Consider the following 16,146-nt stretch of genomic DNA (forward strand, 5'->3'; position numbering starts at 1 on the left):
TCATAATTCCAACGCATCCAATAATCTGTCTGAAAGCGTATCTTCCTCTGACGAGAAGCCAGCCTTACGAAAAGGTTTACAAGTCCGTCACCTCACCATGATGGGGCTGGGATCCGCTATTGGTGCAGGTCTTTTCCTAGGAACTGGACAAGGTATTCACGCTGCAGGACCAGCTATCCTTATCTCCTATATTGTTGCTGGAATTATTGCTGTTCTCATCATGCAGATGCTTGGCGAGCTCAGCGCTGCCCGCCCCTCCAGTGGTTCTTTCTCCACCTATGTAGAGATGGCCTACGGGCGCACTGGTGGATTCGTGACGGGGTGGCTCTACTGGTTTATGCTCATTATGGTCTTGGGCGCAGAGATGACAGGCGCCGCCGGTATTATGGGCCAATGGTTCCATTGCCCCTCATGGATTCCTGCACTGGTCTGCATGATCTTCTTTACCATTATTAATCTTGCCCAAGTTGGCGGTTTCGGAGAGTTCGAGTTCTGGTTTGCCGCCATCAAAGTTACCGTCATCGTGCTCTTTCTTATTGTTGGCATCCTTCTTATTTTCGGTATTCTGCCCGGTACTGAACCAGTGGGATTCACCAATTTTCTTGGCCACGGTGGCTTTATGCCCAAGGGTTGGAGTGGCGTGGCGGCCGGTCTTTTATCCGTCGCTTTTGCTTTTGGTGGTATCGAGATTGTCACTATTGCAGCAGCCGAATGTGATAATCCCAGCCTCTCCATCGCAAAATCGGTTCGCTCGGTCATCTTCCGCATTGCCGTATTCTATTTAGGGTCTGTTGTCGTTATTACGTTCCTCCTTCCCTGGGATCAATTACAGGGAGCGAAAAACGCGTCTGAAAGCCCCTTCACGGCAGTACTAGAGAAAGCGCACATACCTGGCGTTGTCACGTTCATGGAAGTCATTATTGTGCTCTCCCTGCTGAGCGCATTTAATGCCCAGATTTATGCCACCTCCCGAATGATGTTCTCGCTGGCTAAACGTGGCCATGGACCTCAAGTACTTACTAAAATCTCCCGTACTGGAGTACCTCTTAACTCGCTACTGGTCAGCGTCTTTTTCGGGTTTGTCTCAGTTGCGCTGAACTACCTAAATCTTCCGGGACTGCTTGTCTTCCTCCTCAATTCAGCGGGGGCTGCCCTGCTGGTTGTCTGGGCTTCTATTGCTCTTTCCGAGCTTAAATTGCGTCCAGTTTTTGAAAAAGAAGGAGATCTACCAGTAAAAATGTGGGGCTACCCCTACCTAACGTGGGTTGCCCTCGTACTGATGGCAGGGCTTACTGTATTGATGTTTACGGACGAAACAACCCGTAACCAACTCTTTGCCACCATCATTATTGTCATTGTTCTGGTGATTCTAGGTTCTATCAATCGTGCATGGCGCAAACAACATCCAGTGGAGAACACTCTCTCGCAGGATTAAGGCTGTAAACGTTCGCAGGCTGCGTCAATACGCTCATCGGTGGCAGTTAGCGCAATGCGCACATGCTCTGCCCCACGTGGACCATAGAATTCACCTGGAGCGACAAGAATACCCCGCTCGGCAAACCAGTGCGTGAGTTCTCTGCAGGGTGTACCGTTTGTTGTCCACAGATAAAGCCCAGCCGCAGAATCATCAACCCGCATTCCCGCAGATTCCACCGCTGCTTTGAGCTTTTGGCGACGTTGCCGATAACGATCGTATTGTTCATGAACATGACGATCGTCACGCAAGGCAGCTGCACTAGCGGACTGTATGACAGTTGGCACCATAAAACCAGCATGTTTTCGGACTGTTAAAAGTTCTTGGATAAGAGAAGGATCTCCCTCGACAAAACCAGACCGATAGCTCGCCATATTAGACGTCTTAGAAAGAGAATGAATAGCGAGTATGTTGCTAGTATCTCCATCGCAGACTGCAGGATCTAGGATAGAAGGAGCTTTTCCTTCCCAGCACAGACCAAGGTAGCACTCGTCTGCAGCAATGATGACGCCACGCTCCCGCGCCCACGCCACAACCTTCCGTAAATGCTCAACAGGTAGTACCTTGCCTGTAGGATTAGAGGGACTATTGAGATACATTAATGCTGGAGTACAGGGCCCCACCTGGGCTGTTCCATCTGCACGGACAACAGTACATCCTGCTAACAGTGCACCTACTTCATACGTGGGGTACGCAATCTCTGGGATAACGACAGTATCGTGTTCTCCCAGCCCCAGCAGAGTGGGCAACCAGGCAATGAATTCTTTCGTCCCTATAACCGGCAGAATTTGTGTGGCTGGATCGAGCGGAATAATGCCGTATCGGCGGGTAAGAGCATCTGCACAGGCCTCACGCACATCGTGGGTACCAATAGTTTGCGGATAGCCGGGGACGTCGGCTGCTTCCTCTAAAGCGTTCTGGATAAAGGGATCAACTTTATCAACAGGGGTGCCTACAGAAAGATCGACAATGCCGTCGGGGTGGCTAGCCGCTAGGCTACGCACCTCCGCCAAAGTATCCCAAGGAAAAGCAGGAAGTCCTGCAGCGACGGGGGTACGTTTACGGGGTGCGATAGACATAAAAACTTATTCGCTTTCGTTTTGTGGGGGTAGCGAGCTCACAAAGTCAGTGTCGTATCCAGTGCGTCCAACACTGGCGGCTCCACCCGGGGATCCCAGCTCATCAAAAAAGTCGGCGTTGGTCTTTGTATATTCAGACCACTCATCCGGAACATCATCTTCATAGAAGATGGCTTCCACAGGGCAGGCGGGCTCGCAGGCGCCACAATCGACACATTCATCGGGGTGAATGTAGAGCATGCGGTCGCCTTCGTAGATACAGTCCACCGGGCACTCTTCCACGCATGCGCGATCAAGATAATCAACACAGGGCTGCGCGATGACGTATGCCACGATGTCATCCTTTCCGACTTACCACGCTAGGACTAGCGTGTGAGGGACGGCGCAGAATATAACGCCGTAATCATCACAAGACTGCTTAAGAGCAGAGTTACTCACTCAGTTTAGTATGTGCCAGCGCCGCCGCAATATCAGCGGAGTTCACAGCGCTAGCGGAATGCGGGTGACGAACAAGCCGATACTCCTCCGTCCGCAAAAGCGGCTGTGCGATATTATTCGACATAGCAAACGAGACTGGCCCAGAGGTCGGCGCATATACTGTGACTTGCGTAGCATGCGCCCGCAATGCAGCAATTTTAGCGGCGTAGGCAGCATCGTCGAGGGCAATAGTGTGGGTCGCTTCATTGTCTGCAGTGTTGAAGATGTCGTGTGCCGCCGGCATAGACCACTGTGATGGAATAGCCCCGGCTATAGTGTTGAGTCCTGCTTCTACGCGGCTCATCGACTGCATCATCCAGTACACCAATGGCACATCCCAGGCGGGTGCGAGAGGTTCTTTTTCAAGAGGCTCTTCCGCATGGTAAAGATGCGTACCCCCATATCCGCATCGATGTTCAGCCTGCCATAGTGGATCGGCATAAAGACCAGCTTCATGCAGTTGCTCAATGCTTCTATCCCCTGTGTAAGCAGCTTTATCAACTGCTAAAAGACCACAGTGATGGGCGCGAATATGGTCAGGATGCCCATAGGTTCCACCGTCGTCATAAACCAACACCACGTGGGGCCGCATCCACCGAATCCAGCACGCTATAAGATCTGCTACGTGATCAGGATCGGCGCGGAGAAAAGCACGTGGATGGTCATTTGCTGGAGTGTTCAGCATACCGGAGTCGCGGAAATGTCCCGCGCCGCCCAAAAAATGTGGACACCCTGCATGCAAAGCCTGCAGTGCCTGGGTAAGTTCGTGAATACGGTAACCACCTAGTTGGTCCGCTCCCCCTCCTGCGGCGACAAGCTGCGCGTAGGTTTCCCCAATTACTTCGCCTTCTTCGCCGAGCGTGCAAGTTAGCACGGCTGTTTGTGCCCCTGCTGCCTGGTAGGCCGCTAGTGTTCCGCCGGTGTAGAGAGTTTCATCGTCAGGGTGTGCATGGAGTGCTAAAACGCGAAGTTTTTCACCGTCAACATATCCGGTAAGAGAAGCTGGCCGAGAAGCAGACAGAGAATCTGATACTGCCGTCATTGGACTATCCCCTCCTGCTCTTTAATAGCGACAGTCCACTGGGAAACATTGTAAAAATAGCCCAATGAAGGGGTGGAGAGAATCTCATGGACGGGGTTAGAGATACGGGAACTGTATGCCTCGAGGAGAGTTTCCTGCCAAATGGGTAGTACTAATCCCAATTCCCCTAATCGTTGCTCTATCTTTTGAAGGAAAGGAAGCGCTACCACAATTTGCTGTTGTGGTGATAGCGGATCTGTAGCGGTTCGCATTTCTTTAATGAGAGAGTTCAGAATGGGATCACAGATACCGGTGGTATTGACACCGCGGCTTCCTCTCTGAACATTTTTGCTACGCGCTTGGTCTGCTTGTTGGCCATTTTCTTTGCTTGGCAGTTTACTGTATTTTTCTCGCAATACCTGCAGCGATTGTCCCGTGCTGGGATCTACTCCTCGATGTTGTTGCGCATTGGAAATGCTGTCAGAAATTTCTTTTTGCTGGGACTCATTCCCCACTGCGGAAGACGCAAGCGTATCTAACTGCGCTGATTGGATACGGGCTGGATCTGGGCGGACGGCATCCCCCACAGTGCAGTGGAAACGGCTGGCGACACTAGCGATAACTGATTGGTCGGTACTGTGCCAATCCACTACCAGATCAACTTTTCCGCGTGGTAGCCAAAAACCGTAGAGATCTGTCGCCGTTGTATCTTGCACAATTGTGGGGAATCCTTGTTGGCTCAGTTGATCAGCGATAGCTGTTGCTGCAGCTATCGCCTCTACGTCTCCTCGTACAGTTCCGATAATGAGAGCTCGGTTATGGCCGTGGCGAGTAACAATACGGCGCCCTTGCTGCGCCCATCCTGCATTGTGGAGAATCGCGGCCCCTTTACTCTTGGTAGATGCCATGCTGGGGGTAAGAGAGTAAAGCGCACTGCGTTGCGGAGGCACGGTAACGAGTTGCGGTAATGCTACTGCGGGGACGCGTCCGCCGGTAACTGTATCTAGCCGGTTGGATGCTAGTTGTGCCACTAGCGGCACATTAATAAGGCTAAAGAGTGCTCGGGACACTGCTGGCTGCCCTCCCACTAGTGAGGAGGCGGCATTGATAGAAAGAGAGAGTTGTCGGGGACGCCACGCATACGCTGTGCTTATTCCCGGAATAGCGTTAAGACGAGTTGGCGCTAGTGAATCGCCTTGAATATACCCTGCCTGAACACTTTCCGAGCGTAACCCTTCAGCGATTTGGTCAGAGGCGCTTTGACGTTGAATGCGGATGGAATCTGCGGCCATAGGTGCCCCGGTAACGAATTTGTCGTTTGGCATCAGTGTAATTTGCCCGCGGTCTATGTCGACGCTGCGAACTGTCGCCACACCAGCCGAGTACGGCATATCGTGATCCAACTGGGACAGACCAGGAATATCGTTCAGGAATTGAGACGGTAGAAGGTGCTGGAACAACGTCCGCCACTGCGCATAGGGATGTTTGAAGGTAACAACTACTGTCTTCCCGTCATTTTTCCCCTTTATAGAGGTAATAAGGTCATAGCCTGCAGTAGTGTCAATCTCCGGAGCTTTCATCATGACGTGCCACAGGTAGCTGAAATCGCGTGCTTCGACGGGGACGGGAGGACTACCTCCCCACTGTGCACCTGGCTGAATTCGATATGTCACCTGGAAAGGCGACTGGCTTGTTACCTCCGCTGAACGCATCAGCGATTTATTCATCGTCCACTGTGTGGAATCTACTAATGCGGTTTGGCTTGTATCACCCGCTGTGGCGGCGGGCACAAAAACACTGGGTAGGGTGAGGCTTGCCAGGATATCGGTAGTGAGTGTTCTATCTCCCGCAAAGTGCGGATTGAACCCTGCTTCTAGCTGGTCAGTAACAATTCCAACAACATTGTCCCCGTCCGTTTTTACGCTAGGAGCAGGTTGTCCAATTTGTGCGTTAGGAGCTTTTGCCGTACATCCCGCCACAAGGACAAGAGCACTACAGAGTAATGCGATGTGGGTGGTGGGATGCCGACGCACTATTCCTCCTGAATGCTACATATGCTTCATATGCCCGCGAGCGCGGCCGCGTTCAGCAGCTGAGAGTACTACTTTACGCACACGGATAGCGTTAGGAGCCACTTCGACACATTCGTCGTTGGCGCAGAACTCCATTGCTTCTTCCAAGCTAAGCGTACGTGCTTTAGCGAGTGTTTCTGTCTGATCGGCAGTGGAAGAACGCATATTTGTCAACTTCTTTTCTTTGGTGATGTTGACATCCATGTCTTCCGGACGAGGATTCTCGCCCACAACAACGCCTTCGTAGACTTCATCACCGGGGGTAACGAAGAAATCGCCACGGTCTGCGAGCTGGAGCAATGCGTAGGCGGTTACTTGTCCAGCCCGGTCCGCAACGAGGGAACCAGAGTGACGGGCGCGAATGTCACCGGCCCAGGGGGCGTAACCGGCAGATACAGAGTTGGCAATACCAGTACCGCGGGTTTCCGTAAGGAAGGCGGTACGGAAGCCAATAAGTCCACGAGAGGGAACGGTGAATTCCATACGTACCCAGCCGGTGCCATGGTTGCTCATCTTATCCATCTGGCCTCTTCGCGTTGCCATGAGCTGAGTAATGGCGCCTAGGTGCTCTTCGGGAACGTCAATAGTGGTGTTCTCGTAGGGCTCGTAGACTTTGCCGTTAATCTTCTTGGTCACAACGTTTGGCTTGCCGACGGTCAGCTCGAAGCCTTCGCGACGCATGGTTTCTACCAGCACGGAGAGGGCCATTTCGCCACGTCCGTGGACTTCCCACTCGTCGGGGCGGTCGGTGGGTAGTACGCGTAGGGAGACGTTACCAATAAGTTCACGGTCGAGACGGTCTTTCACCATGCGTGCAGTTAACTTAGTACCGCCATTTCGTCCGGCCATAGGCGAGGTGTTAACGCCGAGGGTCATGGAGATTGCGGGCTCATCGACGGTGATGCTGGGGAGGGCCTCAGGGTGTTCCGGGTCAGCCAGGGTATCGCCGATCATAACGTCGGGAATACCAGCGATAGCAACGATATCTCCGGCGACGGCTTCGGTGGCGGGCTGACGCTCTACACCGATAGTCTTCAGCAGTTCTGTAATCTTAACGACCTTTGTGACCTGCTCACCTTCGGGGGTGGTGTGAATCCAGGCGACTTGCTGTCCTTTACGCAGGGTGCCGTTGTAAATACGAACTAGTCCAATACGGCCGAGGAAGCTGGAGGCGTCCAGGTTGGTGACGTGTGCTTGAAGCGGGGCGTCCGGGTCACCGGTGGGTTCGGGGATGATCTTGGTAATGAGGTCAAAGAGGCATTCGAGGTTGTCGGAGTTAGGCAGTTGGCCGTTTTCCGGCATTTCTAGAGAGGCAACGCCGGCGCGGCCAGAAGCATAAACGGTGGGGGTATCCAGCAGTGCTTCGGCGGCAGCAATGGCTTTTTCATCGGAGAGGTCTGCGGCCAAGTCAAGCAGCAGGTCTTGGCACTCGGCAACAACTTCGGGAATGCGGGCGTCGGGGCGATCTGTCTTATTGACAACAATAATGACGGGAAGGCAGGCTTCGAGGGCTTTGCGGAGAACGAAGCGGGTTTGTGGGAGTGGTCCTTCGGAGGCGTCAACAAGGAGGATAACGCCGTCAACCATGCTGAGACCGCGTTCTACTTCGCCGCCGAAGTCGGCGTGCCCGGGGGTGTCAATAATGTTGAGGATGAGGTCTCCCCCATCTTTTGCTTGTCCGGGACGATGCACAGCTGTGTTTTTGGCGAGAATGGTAATGCCCTTTTCTCGCTCTAGATCGCCGGAGTCCATAACTCGTTCAGCAACTTCCTGGTGTTCAGAGAAGACACCGGACTGTTCCAGCATTGCATCAACTAGGGTGGTTTTACCGTGGTCAACGTGGGCGATGATGGCTACATTGCGGAATTCGTGCTTCTGAGGCAAGAGAGCTCCTAGCAAGGATCGACAGATTCAGCCGCAGTACTTATGGGCTGTGGAGTGAGCTGTAAACACAAGACCGACGCTGTGCGCGGCAGCTCCAACGGCAACTTTACACGTCACAGTTTGAAAACTGTTAGTTGGAGGCTTATTGCCCACTTCTCACCGAAAATTGTGTAAAAAACTTTTATTTTCTAGTTTGCCGGTAAAGTTAGCCACTAAGTCACTTATCCGCTACACGCTATGAAAGACCCTCATAGCCTCGATCCCATTAACAAGGACTCCATCAGTGTCGTCAACTAGCTGGACTATTCTCGCCCTCGTCGTCTACTTTGTGGCGATGATCGGTATTGGTCTCTATGCCTTCCGCAAGACCACGAGCCACGAAGGATACATGCTGGCTGACCGACAACTTCACCCCTTCACAGCAGCTTTATCGGCGGGTGCGTCGGACATGTCGGGATGGCTTCTGATGGGTTTGCCCGGCGCCATCTACATTTCAGGTCTCTGTGAAGCCTGGATTGCGGTGGGTTTGACGGTGGGTGCGTGGCTGAACTGGAAGATTGTGGCTCCGCGTTTGCGGTCGTATTCCGTTGTGACGCAGGACTCTATTACTATTCCGACGTTCTTAGAAAATCGTCTCCATGATTCGTCCCATGTCTTGCGTATTTGTTCGGGGCTTGTCATCCTGTTTTTCTTTACCTTCTATGTGTCCTCCGGCATGGTGGCGGGGGGAACGTTTTTCCAGGCCACGTTTGGTACCTCCTATTTGACGGGCATGCTCATTGTTTCCGGTGTAGTGGTGCTGTATACGTTTGTGGGCGGCTTTTTAGCTGTTTCATACACCGATGTTGTGCAGGGTCTTCTCATGATGACGGCGCTGATCGCTATTTCCATTACGGCGGTAGTGTCCTTGGGTGGTTTTTCTGAGACAACGGACATTATTCGCACGTCGTTCCCGGATCATTTTTCTATGGTGCATGGTGTGGCGCCGTTGACTATTGTGTCTGCGCTGGGGTGGGGTTTGGGGTATGTGGGGCAACCGCACATCATTGTGCGTTTTATGGCCTTGCGGTCTCCTCGTGAAGCTGCTTATGGTAGGCGTGTCGGCACGACGTGGATGGCGGTATCCATTCTGGGGGCTATTGCTACCGGTTTGGTGGGGTGTGCTTATCTCCATGTTGATGGGCATGAGTTGACAGAGTCTCAGCAAACTGCGGAAACAGTGTTTTTGGTGATGGGCCAGAAACTCTTTCACCCATTCTTAGCGGGTGTGGTGTTGGCGGCGGTGTTGGCTGCCATTATGTCGACTATTTCTTCGCAGTTATTGGTGACGTCTTCTGTACTGGTGGAGGATCTTTACCGCGGGATTTTCAAGAAGAAGGTGTCGCAGCGCAGGTTGGTGTTGTTGTCTCGCTTCGCGGTGTTGGCGGTGGCGATTGTTGCGGCACTGTTGGCGATTCCCCGCTCTAACACCATTTTGGAGTTGGTGGCGTTTGCGTGGGCGGGCTTCGGTGCCGCATTTGGCCCCATTATTGTGCTGTCGTTGTGGTGGAAGCGTCTTACTAAGGAAGGCGCTATTGCCGGTTTGCTGACGGGTGCTGTAGTGGTAGCTGTGTGGGGATTCACTCCGGTATTGTCGTCGCTTATCTATGAGATGATTCCGGGGTTCTGTGCAAATATGCTTGTCGCAGTTATCGTGAGCTATCTCACCAAGCCGCCATCTGAGCAGGTCGTGGCTGAATTTGAGAAAGCGGTTAAAGATTCCCGCGAGTAGAAATCGTTTCCCCCTCTCCATTAATTATTAGGCAAGCCTATACTTACAGTTATGGGAGGAATCCTAAGAAGGTACCCCTCCCGTTACTGTCCGTTACCTAATGGAGATGAGAATGTCTGCTGACAACCAGGAATACCGCATTGAGCACGACACTATGGGCGACGTAAAAGTCCCCAAAAACGCCCTCTACGCCGCACAAACCCAACGAGCCGTAGAAAACTTCCCTATCAGTGGTAACACCATCACTCCGCACCACATTGCCGCCCTTGGACACATTAAGCGCGCCGCCGCACTCGCCAACCTCGAACTAGGTGTTATCGACGAAGCCACCAGTAAAGCCATCGTCACCGCCGCAGACGAGGTTATCGCCGGCAAACACAACGACGAATTCCCCATCGACATCTTCCAAACGGGCTCTGGCACCTCCTCTAATATGAACACCAATGAGGTCATTGCCACCCTGGCCACACGCTACAAGAAGGAAGCTTGGGAAGCCGCCGGTAAACCCGCCGACGAGTTCACCCCCGTCCACCCCAACGACCACGTGAATGCCTCCCAGTCCTCCAATGATGTTTTCCCCTCCTCCATCCACATTGCCGCAGTGGAAGCCATCACCACAGTTCTAAAGCCAGGCCTAGAAACCCTCGCCACCGCCTTGGAAAAGAAGGCAAAAGAGTTCACATCTGTTGTGAAATCCGGTCGTACCCATTTGATGGACGCCACGCCCATTACGCTTGGGCAGGAATTCTCCGGACACGCCCAGCAGATTCGCAATGGTCTGGACCGTATCGACTCCTCCTTTGGCCGCCTCTGCGAACTCCCCCTCGGCGGCACTGCCGTTGGCACCGGCATTAATACTCCGGCTGGTTTCTCACAGCGCGTTATCGAGCTCATTTCCGAGAACACCGGTCTCCCAGTTGTGGAAGCCCCCAATCATTTTGAGGCACAGGCTGCACAGGATTCTCTCGTCGAGATGTCCGGTATGCTGCGCACCATCGCCGTCAGCGAAGTCAAGATCGCTAATGACCTGCGCTGGATGGGATCTGGCCCGCGCACAGGCATCGGCGAGATCTCCCTTCCCGACCTGCAGCCCGGCTCCTCCATCATGCCCGGCAAAGTTAACCCGGTTCTCCCCGAAGCCACCGTCCAGGTAGCCGCTCAGGTTATCGGCAACGATGCCGCCATCGCCTTCGCAGGTGCACAGGGTAACTTTGATCTTCTGGTTATGCTGCCGGTAATGGCCGCTAACCTCCTGACCTCCATCACCATTCTCGGCAACGTATCTCGCGTACTAGCTGAGCGGTGCATTGATGGTCTTGTCGCCAATGAAGAACGCTGCCTGCAGCTAGCCGAATCCAGCCCCTCCATCGTCACCCCACTTAACCGCGTTATCGGCTACGAAGCATCCGCCAAGATCGCCAAATATGCCATCAAGAAGAACCTCACCATTCGCGAGGCCACTATTGAACTTGGCTACGTTGAACGCGGCGAAATTACCGAGGAGAAGCTAGCAGAAGCCCTCAATGTGGCTGCCATGACACACCCGCAGAAGTAGCCAACTTCTCCCGTTAACTATTTTCCCTTCTGCATACTCCCCCGTAGGAACTGAAACAGTAACTGAAACAGTGTCATACACAGACAGTTTCTCCTGCGGGGGAGCATGTAATTTTTAACACACTGCATCTTTTTATTGCACTAAATAAGCAGCTCAGCAAAGTTTTTAACAAAATAGCGTAGGCTATCCTTGGCAGACGTCATCGAAAAAGAAACCTAGGGTGAGAGTTGAGTATTTACCCTCTCTGCCCAAGGAATGATGATGCCGGAATTCTTCTACGAAGACATGCTGCCCCTGCAATCCGACCCCACTGAATACCGCCTCCTTACCAAAGAAGGCGTGGAAACAGTGGAAGGACCGGACGGCACTACTTTCCTCAAGGTGAGCGACGAAGCCCTCACCTTGCTATCGGAAACCGCAATGCACGACATTGCCCACTACCTGCGTCCCACCCACCTCGCAAAACTCCGCAAGATTTACGACGATCCGGAAGCTAGCGACAACGACAAATTCGTCGCCTACAACCTTCTACAGAACGCCGTCATCGCCGCGGAGGGAACCCTCCCCATGTGCCAGGACACTGGCACCGCCATTATCAAGGGCGAACGCGGCCAGTACGTCCTTACCGAAGGTACCGACGAGCGTGCTCTCTCTCGCGGCGTCTACAACGCCTACACCCAGGACAACCTGCGCTACTCCCAAAACGCACCACTGTCCATGTACGAGGAAAAGAACACCGGCTGCAACCTCCCCGCGCAGATCGAACTCTATGCTGACACCAAGCCGGAATCTGACCGCGACTACCACTTCCTCTTCATGGCTAAAGGCGGCGGCTCCGCTAACAAGAGCTACCTCTTCCAAGAGACCAAAGCCATCCTTAACCACGAATCCATGATGCACTTCCTGGAAGGCAAGATCCGCAGCCTCGGCACCGCCGCCTGCCCGCCCTACCACCTTGGCATCGTTATCGGTGGTACCTCCGCTGAATACGCTCTCAAGACCGCAAAGTACGCCAGCGCCCGCTACCTCGACACTCTTCCCACCCACGGAAGCGAAACCGCCCACGGTTTCCGAGACCTGGAAATGGAAGAAAAAGTCCTCGACATGACCCGCCACATGGACATCGGTGCCCAGTTCGGCGGCAAGTACTTCTGCCACGACGTCCGCGTCATTCGTCTCCCCCGCCACGGCGCATCCCTGCCCGTCGCCATCGCCGTCTCCTGCTCCGCAGACCGCCAGGCCAAGGCCAAGATCACACCCGAGGGTATTTTCTTGGAGAAGTTGGAAACCAACCCCGGCCAGTATCTGCCGGAACTCACCGATGCAGACATTGATCACAAGGGTGGCGACGACACCGCCGTCAAGATTGATCTTTCCAAGCCGATGGATGAGATCCTTGCAACCCTCTCCAAGTACCCCATCAAGACCCGCGTCTCCATGACCGGAACCATGATCGTTGCCCGCGACATTGCCCACGCCAAGATCCGTGAACGCATTGAAGCCGGCGAACCCATGCCCGAGTACATGAAGAACCACCCGGTCTACTACGCCGGCCCCGCCAAGACCCCCGAGGGTATGGCTTCTGGCTCCTTCGGCCCCACCACCGCTGGACGTATGGACCCCTACGTTGATCCCTTCCAGGAAAAGGGTGGCTCCATGATCATGGTGGCCAAGGGCAACCGCTCCAAGCAGGTCACCGATGCTTGCAAGAAGCACGGCGGCTTCTACCTGGGCTCCATTGGTGGCCCCGCAGCTGTTCTCGCCAAGAACTGCATTAAGAAGGTAGAGGTACTGGAGTACCCCGAACTCGGTATGGAAGCAGTATGGAAGATTGAGGTAGAAGACTTCCCCGCCTTCATCGTCGTTGACGACAAGGGCAATGACTTCTTCGCCCACACCCAGGAATGCACACTGACCATCGGCAAGCGTCCCGGACTGTAAACACTCCCCGCTAGTAATTACTAGCGACTGCACTCCTTAAAAAATTAAGGGGAGGGGCTGTACATTCGTTATCATGTACAGCCCCTCCCCGCATTTATGCACGCAAACACGGCGTGGGAATATTGATCCTACTTGTTAACTTCTTTCTGGTCTGCTGCATCGTTGCTAATAACGTGGTTGACGGAGATCTTCCGCGGCTTAGCTTCTTCTGCCACAGGCAGAGTGAGCTTCAAAACGCCATCAACATAGGTAGCCTCAATACGGTCGGTAGCAAGTCCGCGGCCGAGTGTTAGTTGGCGGGCGAATGTACCATTGCGACGTTCCCGGGTGAGCCATTCAATATCGTCCCCGGAAACAGAGGCGCGTGCCGCGCGAACCGTGAGAGTGCGATCGTCAATATCAATGTCGATAGAGGCGGGATCAACACCTGGCATATCGATTTCTGCAATGAAGACGTCGCCCTTCTTGTAAAGGTCCATGGAGAGGCTGGAGTCCTGGGCGGTAGCGACACCGTTGAAGAGACGCTCGAATTCGTGGAAAGGATCGAAAGTAGCAGTAGCCATAATGGCGACCTCCTTAAAGTCTTATTTGTCTATGTAGTATTTGTGCTATTTACTTCATTACCAGAGTTGAGTGCTATGCAATCAACTCTTACAGGAGCAATTATAACCCTTGATACAAATAGACTCAAGTATTATTTTCATTTTCCTCTAAAAATTTTTCATCTACTATAAGAACTATGCCTGACCAGGAAGTTCTCCTAAAAGAAGCACAACACCTCTGCGCCACAGCAGAAAAAATTGCAGTTCTTTCCGGCGCAGGAATCTCCGCAGAATCCGGAATACCCACCTACCGCACTTCCCAAACCGGACTATGGGAACAGTTCGATCCCCAAACATTGGCTACCCCCGAAGCATGGCGCCGCGACCACCAAATGGTGTGGGCATGGTACCTATGGCGCAACTCCCTTGTCCGAGACGTCCAACCCAACATCGCTCACCACACACTGGCTAAATGGCAGGAATATGCAGACGTTCGAATTTGCACCCAAAATGTGGACGATCTCCACGAGCGCGCCGGATCGACACAGGTAGAGCACGTCCACGGCACACTATTCCATTTCATCTGCTCAGAATGTCGCAAAGACTACCCCGACACAGTAGACATCCCCACCACGGAAGTATTCCGCGCTGAACCACCCGCCTGCCCTTACTGTGGTGCCCCTATCCGACCCGACATTGTGTGGTTCGGTGAAATGCTCCCCCAACGCCCCTGGGAACACAGTGTTATCGCCGCCGAACAATGCGACGTATACCTAGTAGTAGGAACCTCAGCGGTTGTACAACCTGCCGCCACACTCCCCCGCATTGCCGCTCACTCCGGTGCACCCGTCATCGAGATCAACCCGGCGCGCACCCCCGAATCCGGTCTCTGCGATATCAGTCTCCGCATGAGTGCCAGTGATGCGCTACCTCCCCTTCTCGCCGCACGACAGAATGCTGCTGGGGAGAAAACAACCACGTAAAGCAGACTAAAGTAATGGCTTATCATGCACTATTTGTGTATCTATGCGTTCTCTAAAAATCGTTAATAGCGATATTCGTGGAAAGTTGCCGTCTACTGGTGCACTTCGCGTAATTCTCATCATTATTTGAACCCGATATATGCACATATGTGATTAGCATCATATTTAGAGCACCGGAAAAGGAACCGGCGCATTCACAAGGGATCAATAATGACTGAAACAATGCTTGCTGAACGCTTTCATGCAGCGGATCGTTCGATCTCCCTTGAAGAGATCCCGATTCCACACCCCGGCCCCGGCGAAGTACTCATGAAAGTCGCCTACTGTGGTATCTGCCACTCCGACCTAAGCCTCATCAACGGTGCTATTCCCGCCTCGCTCCCTGTCGTTACCCAAGGACACGAAGCCTCCGGCACCATCGTTGAAGTAGGACCCGGTGTCACCAGGTGGAAGGAAGGCGACCGCGTTATCCCCTCAGCCGGCCGACCCTGCCTCAAATGCCGCAAATGCCAGCGTGGCGCTTTCACCGACTGCCTAGACCTACACCTCATGGCATTCGCCTACGACGGTGCCTGGGCGGAATACCATGTTGCCCAAGCGTCCGGGCTCACAAAAATCCCCGACAACGTCCCCATGGATCAAGCCGCCCTCCTCGCAGACGCCGTCTCTACCCCCTACGCCGCCGTAGTCCACACTGCCCAAGTACACATGGGTAACACTGTGGCAGTATGGGGCGTTGGTGGTGTTGGCGCTCACCTAGTCCAGCTATCCAAACTCGCCGGTGCCGTACCCGTCATTGCCGTCGACCTCAACGACGCTGTACTGGAACGCGCTAAGCGCCTCGGCGCCGACTACGCTTTCCGCAGTGATGACCCCGACCTCATGAAGAAAATCGAGGACATCACAGACGGCCGTATGGTAGACATTGCCTTCGATGCTGTCGGTATTCAACCCACCCTACGAGCCTGCGTTGAATCCCTCGATATAAACGGAAAAGCCGTCTCGATCGGCTTGTCCCCCCAAAATATCGACGCCGGCACATTCCTAGAGTTCAACCTGAAAAAGAAGCAACTCCTCGGCCACCTAGGGTACAAGCGGCAGGACATCGCCAGGCTCGCAGACATGCTGTCCTACGGGCGACTCGACCTTACCGAATCCATCTCTAAGATCATCCCCCTCACAGACATCAAACAAGGCATCGACGACCTAGAAAACCACCGCGGAAACCCCATCCGCATCCTCGTCAAACCCTAACCACCACACCACAACCAACAACTACACAAAAGTGGGTGCCGTCACGATAATTTCGTGGCGGCACCCACACTACTATGCCAACTTGTTATGCCA

At 53.6% G+C, this 16,146-nt stretch carries 12 protein-coding genes; 6 read left to right on the forward strand and 6 right to left on the reverse strand.

The genetic code is table 11. The features are described from left to right. Window positions 1–97: 97 nt before the first annotated feature. On the forward strand, window positions 98–1,435 hold the full coding sequence (locus QZV76_RS01775; protein WP_366664340.1) for an amino acid permease: 1,338 nt from the start codon (window positions 98–100) through the stop codon (window positions 1,433–1,435). On the opposite strand, the gene dapC is transcribed toward QZV76_RS01775, so the two are convergent. The 5 genes from dapC to typA form a co-directional block, all read right to left on the reverse strand. Further along, window positions 1,432–2,553: a succinyldiaminopimelate transaminase gene (gene dapC, locus QZV76_RS01780; protein WP_290595513.1), complete on the reverse strand. Its 1,122-nt coding sequence runs from the start codon at window positions 2,551–2,553 to the stop codon at window positions 1,432–1,434. The genes QZV76_RS01775 and dapC overlap by 4 nt on opposite strands. Before the next feature lie 6 nt (window positions 2,554–2,559). After that, on the reverse strand, window positions 2,560–2,886 hold the full coding sequence (gene fdxA / locus QZV76_RS01785) for a ferredoxin (RefSeq protein WP_290595514.1): 327 nt from the start codon (window positions 2,884–2,886) through the stop codon (window positions 2,560–2,562). Window positions 2,887–2,983: 97 nt separating this feature from the next. Next, the gene (locus QZV76_RS01790) at window positions 2,984–4,072 is read right to left on the reverse strand and encodes a PIG-L family deacetylase (protein ID WP_290595515.1); all 1,089 of its coding nucleotides are present in this window, start codon (window positions 4,070–4,072) and stop codon (window positions 2,984–2,986) included. Next, entirely contained in the window at window positions 4,069–6,084 is a 2,016-nt protein-coding gene (locus QZV76_RS01795) for an ABC transporter substrate-binding protein (RefSeq protein WP_290595516.1), read from the reverse strand. The genes QZV76_RS01790 and QZV76_RS01795 overlap by 4 nt, the downstream gene beginning before the upstream one ends. Before the next feature lie 15 nt (window positions 6,085–6,099). After that, the gene (typA, locus tag QZV76_RS01800) at window positions 6,100–8,007 is read right to left on the reverse strand and encodes a translational GTPase TypA (RefSeq protein ID WP_290595517.1); all 1,908 of its coding nucleotides are present in this window, start codon (window positions 8,005–8,007) and stop codon (window positions 6,100–6,102) included. 283 nt (window positions 8,008–8,290) lie between these two features. Between typA and putP the strand changes: the two genes are divergently transcribed. From putP to QZV76_RS01815, 3 genes are all read left to right on the forward strand, one after another. Beyond that, complete coding sequence (gene putP / locus QZV76_RS01805) at window positions 8,291–9,778, forward strand: sodium/proline symporter PutP (RefSeq protein WP_290595518.1); 1,488 nt, start codon at window positions 8,291–8,293, stop codon at window positions 9,776–9,778. 112 nt (window positions 9,779–9,890) lie between these two features. Continuing rightward, complete coding sequence (locus QZV76_RS01810) at window positions 9,891–11,333, forward strand: class II fumarate hydratase (protein WP_290595519.1); 1,443 nt, start codon at window positions 9,891–9,893, stop codon at window positions 11,331–11,333. 261 nt (window positions 11,334–11,594) lie between these two features. Further along, the gene (locus QZV76_RS01815) at window positions 11,595–13,274 is read left to right on the forward strand and encodes a fumarate hydratase (protein ID WP_290595520.1); all 1,680 of its coding nucleotides are present in this window, start codon (window positions 11,595–11,597) and stop codon (window positions 13,272–13,274) included. Between the two features lie 128 nt (window positions 13,275–13,402). On the opposite strand, the gene QZV76_RS01820 is transcribed toward QZV76_RS01815, so the two are convergent. Then, complete coding sequence (locus QZV76_RS01820) at window positions 13,403–13,837, reverse strand: Hsp20/alpha crystallin family protein (protein WP_290595521.1); 435 nt, start codon at window positions 13,835–13,837, stop codon at window positions 13,403–13,405. Window positions 13,838–14,013: 176 nt separating this feature from the next. Here QZV76_RS01820 and QZV76_RS01825 point away from each other — a divergent pair, with 176 nt between their 5' ends. Together QZV76_RS01825 and QZV76_RS01830 are read left to right on the forward strand one after the other, a co-directional pair. After that, entirely contained in the window at window positions 14,014–14,799 is a 786-nt protein-coding gene (locus tag QZV76_RS01825; protein ID WP_290595522.1) for an NAD-dependent deacylase, read from the forward strand. 210 nt (window positions 14,800–15,009) lie between these two features. Continuing rightward, on the forward strand, window positions 15,010–16,053 hold the full coding sequence (locus tag QZV76_RS01830; protein ID WP_290595523.1) for a zinc-binding dehydrogenase: 1,044 nt from the start codon (window positions 15,010–15,012) through the stop codon (window positions 16,051–16,053). Window positions 16,054–16,146: the final 93 nt, after the last annotated feature.

The organism is Lawsonella sp., assembly GCF_011525565.1.
Taxonomy (GTDB): domain Bacteria; phylum Actinomycetota; class Actinomycetes; order Mycobacteriales; family Mycobacteriaceae; genus Lawsonella; species Lawsonella clevelandensis_A.

Coding starts and splice junctions, on each gene's coding strand:
- QZV76_RS01775 (WP_366664340.1), top strand. CDS start 98: ATGATGGGGCTGGGATCCGCTATTGGTGCAGGTCTTTTCCTAGGAACT.
- dapC (WP_290595513.1), bottom strand. CDS start 2,553: ATGTCTATCGCACCCCGTAAACGTACCCCCGTCGCTGCAGGACTTCCT.
- QZV76_RS01790 (WP_290595515.1), bottom strand. CDS start 4,072: ATGACGGCAGTATCAGATTCTCTGTCTGCTTCTCGGCCAGCTTCTCTT.
- QZV76_RS01810 (WP_290595519.1), top strand. CDS start 9,891: ATGTCTGCTGACAACCAGGAATACCGCATTGAGCACGACACTATGGGC.
- QZV76_RS01815 (WP_290595520.1), top strand. CDS start 11,595: ATGCCGGAATTCTTCTACGAAGACATGCTGCCCCTGCAATCCGACCCC.
- QZV76_RS01820 (WP_290595521.1), bottom strand. CDS start 13,837: ATGGCTACTGCTACTTTCGATCCTTTCCACGAATTCGAGCGTCTCTTC.
- QZV76_RS01825 (WP_290595522.1), top strand. CDS start 14,014: ATGCCTGACCAGGAAGTTCTCCTAAAAGAAGCACAACACCTCTGCGCC.
- QZV76_RS01830 (WP_290595523.1), top strand. CDS start 15,010: ATGACTGAAACAATGCTTGCTGAACGCTTTCATGCAGCGGATCGTTCG.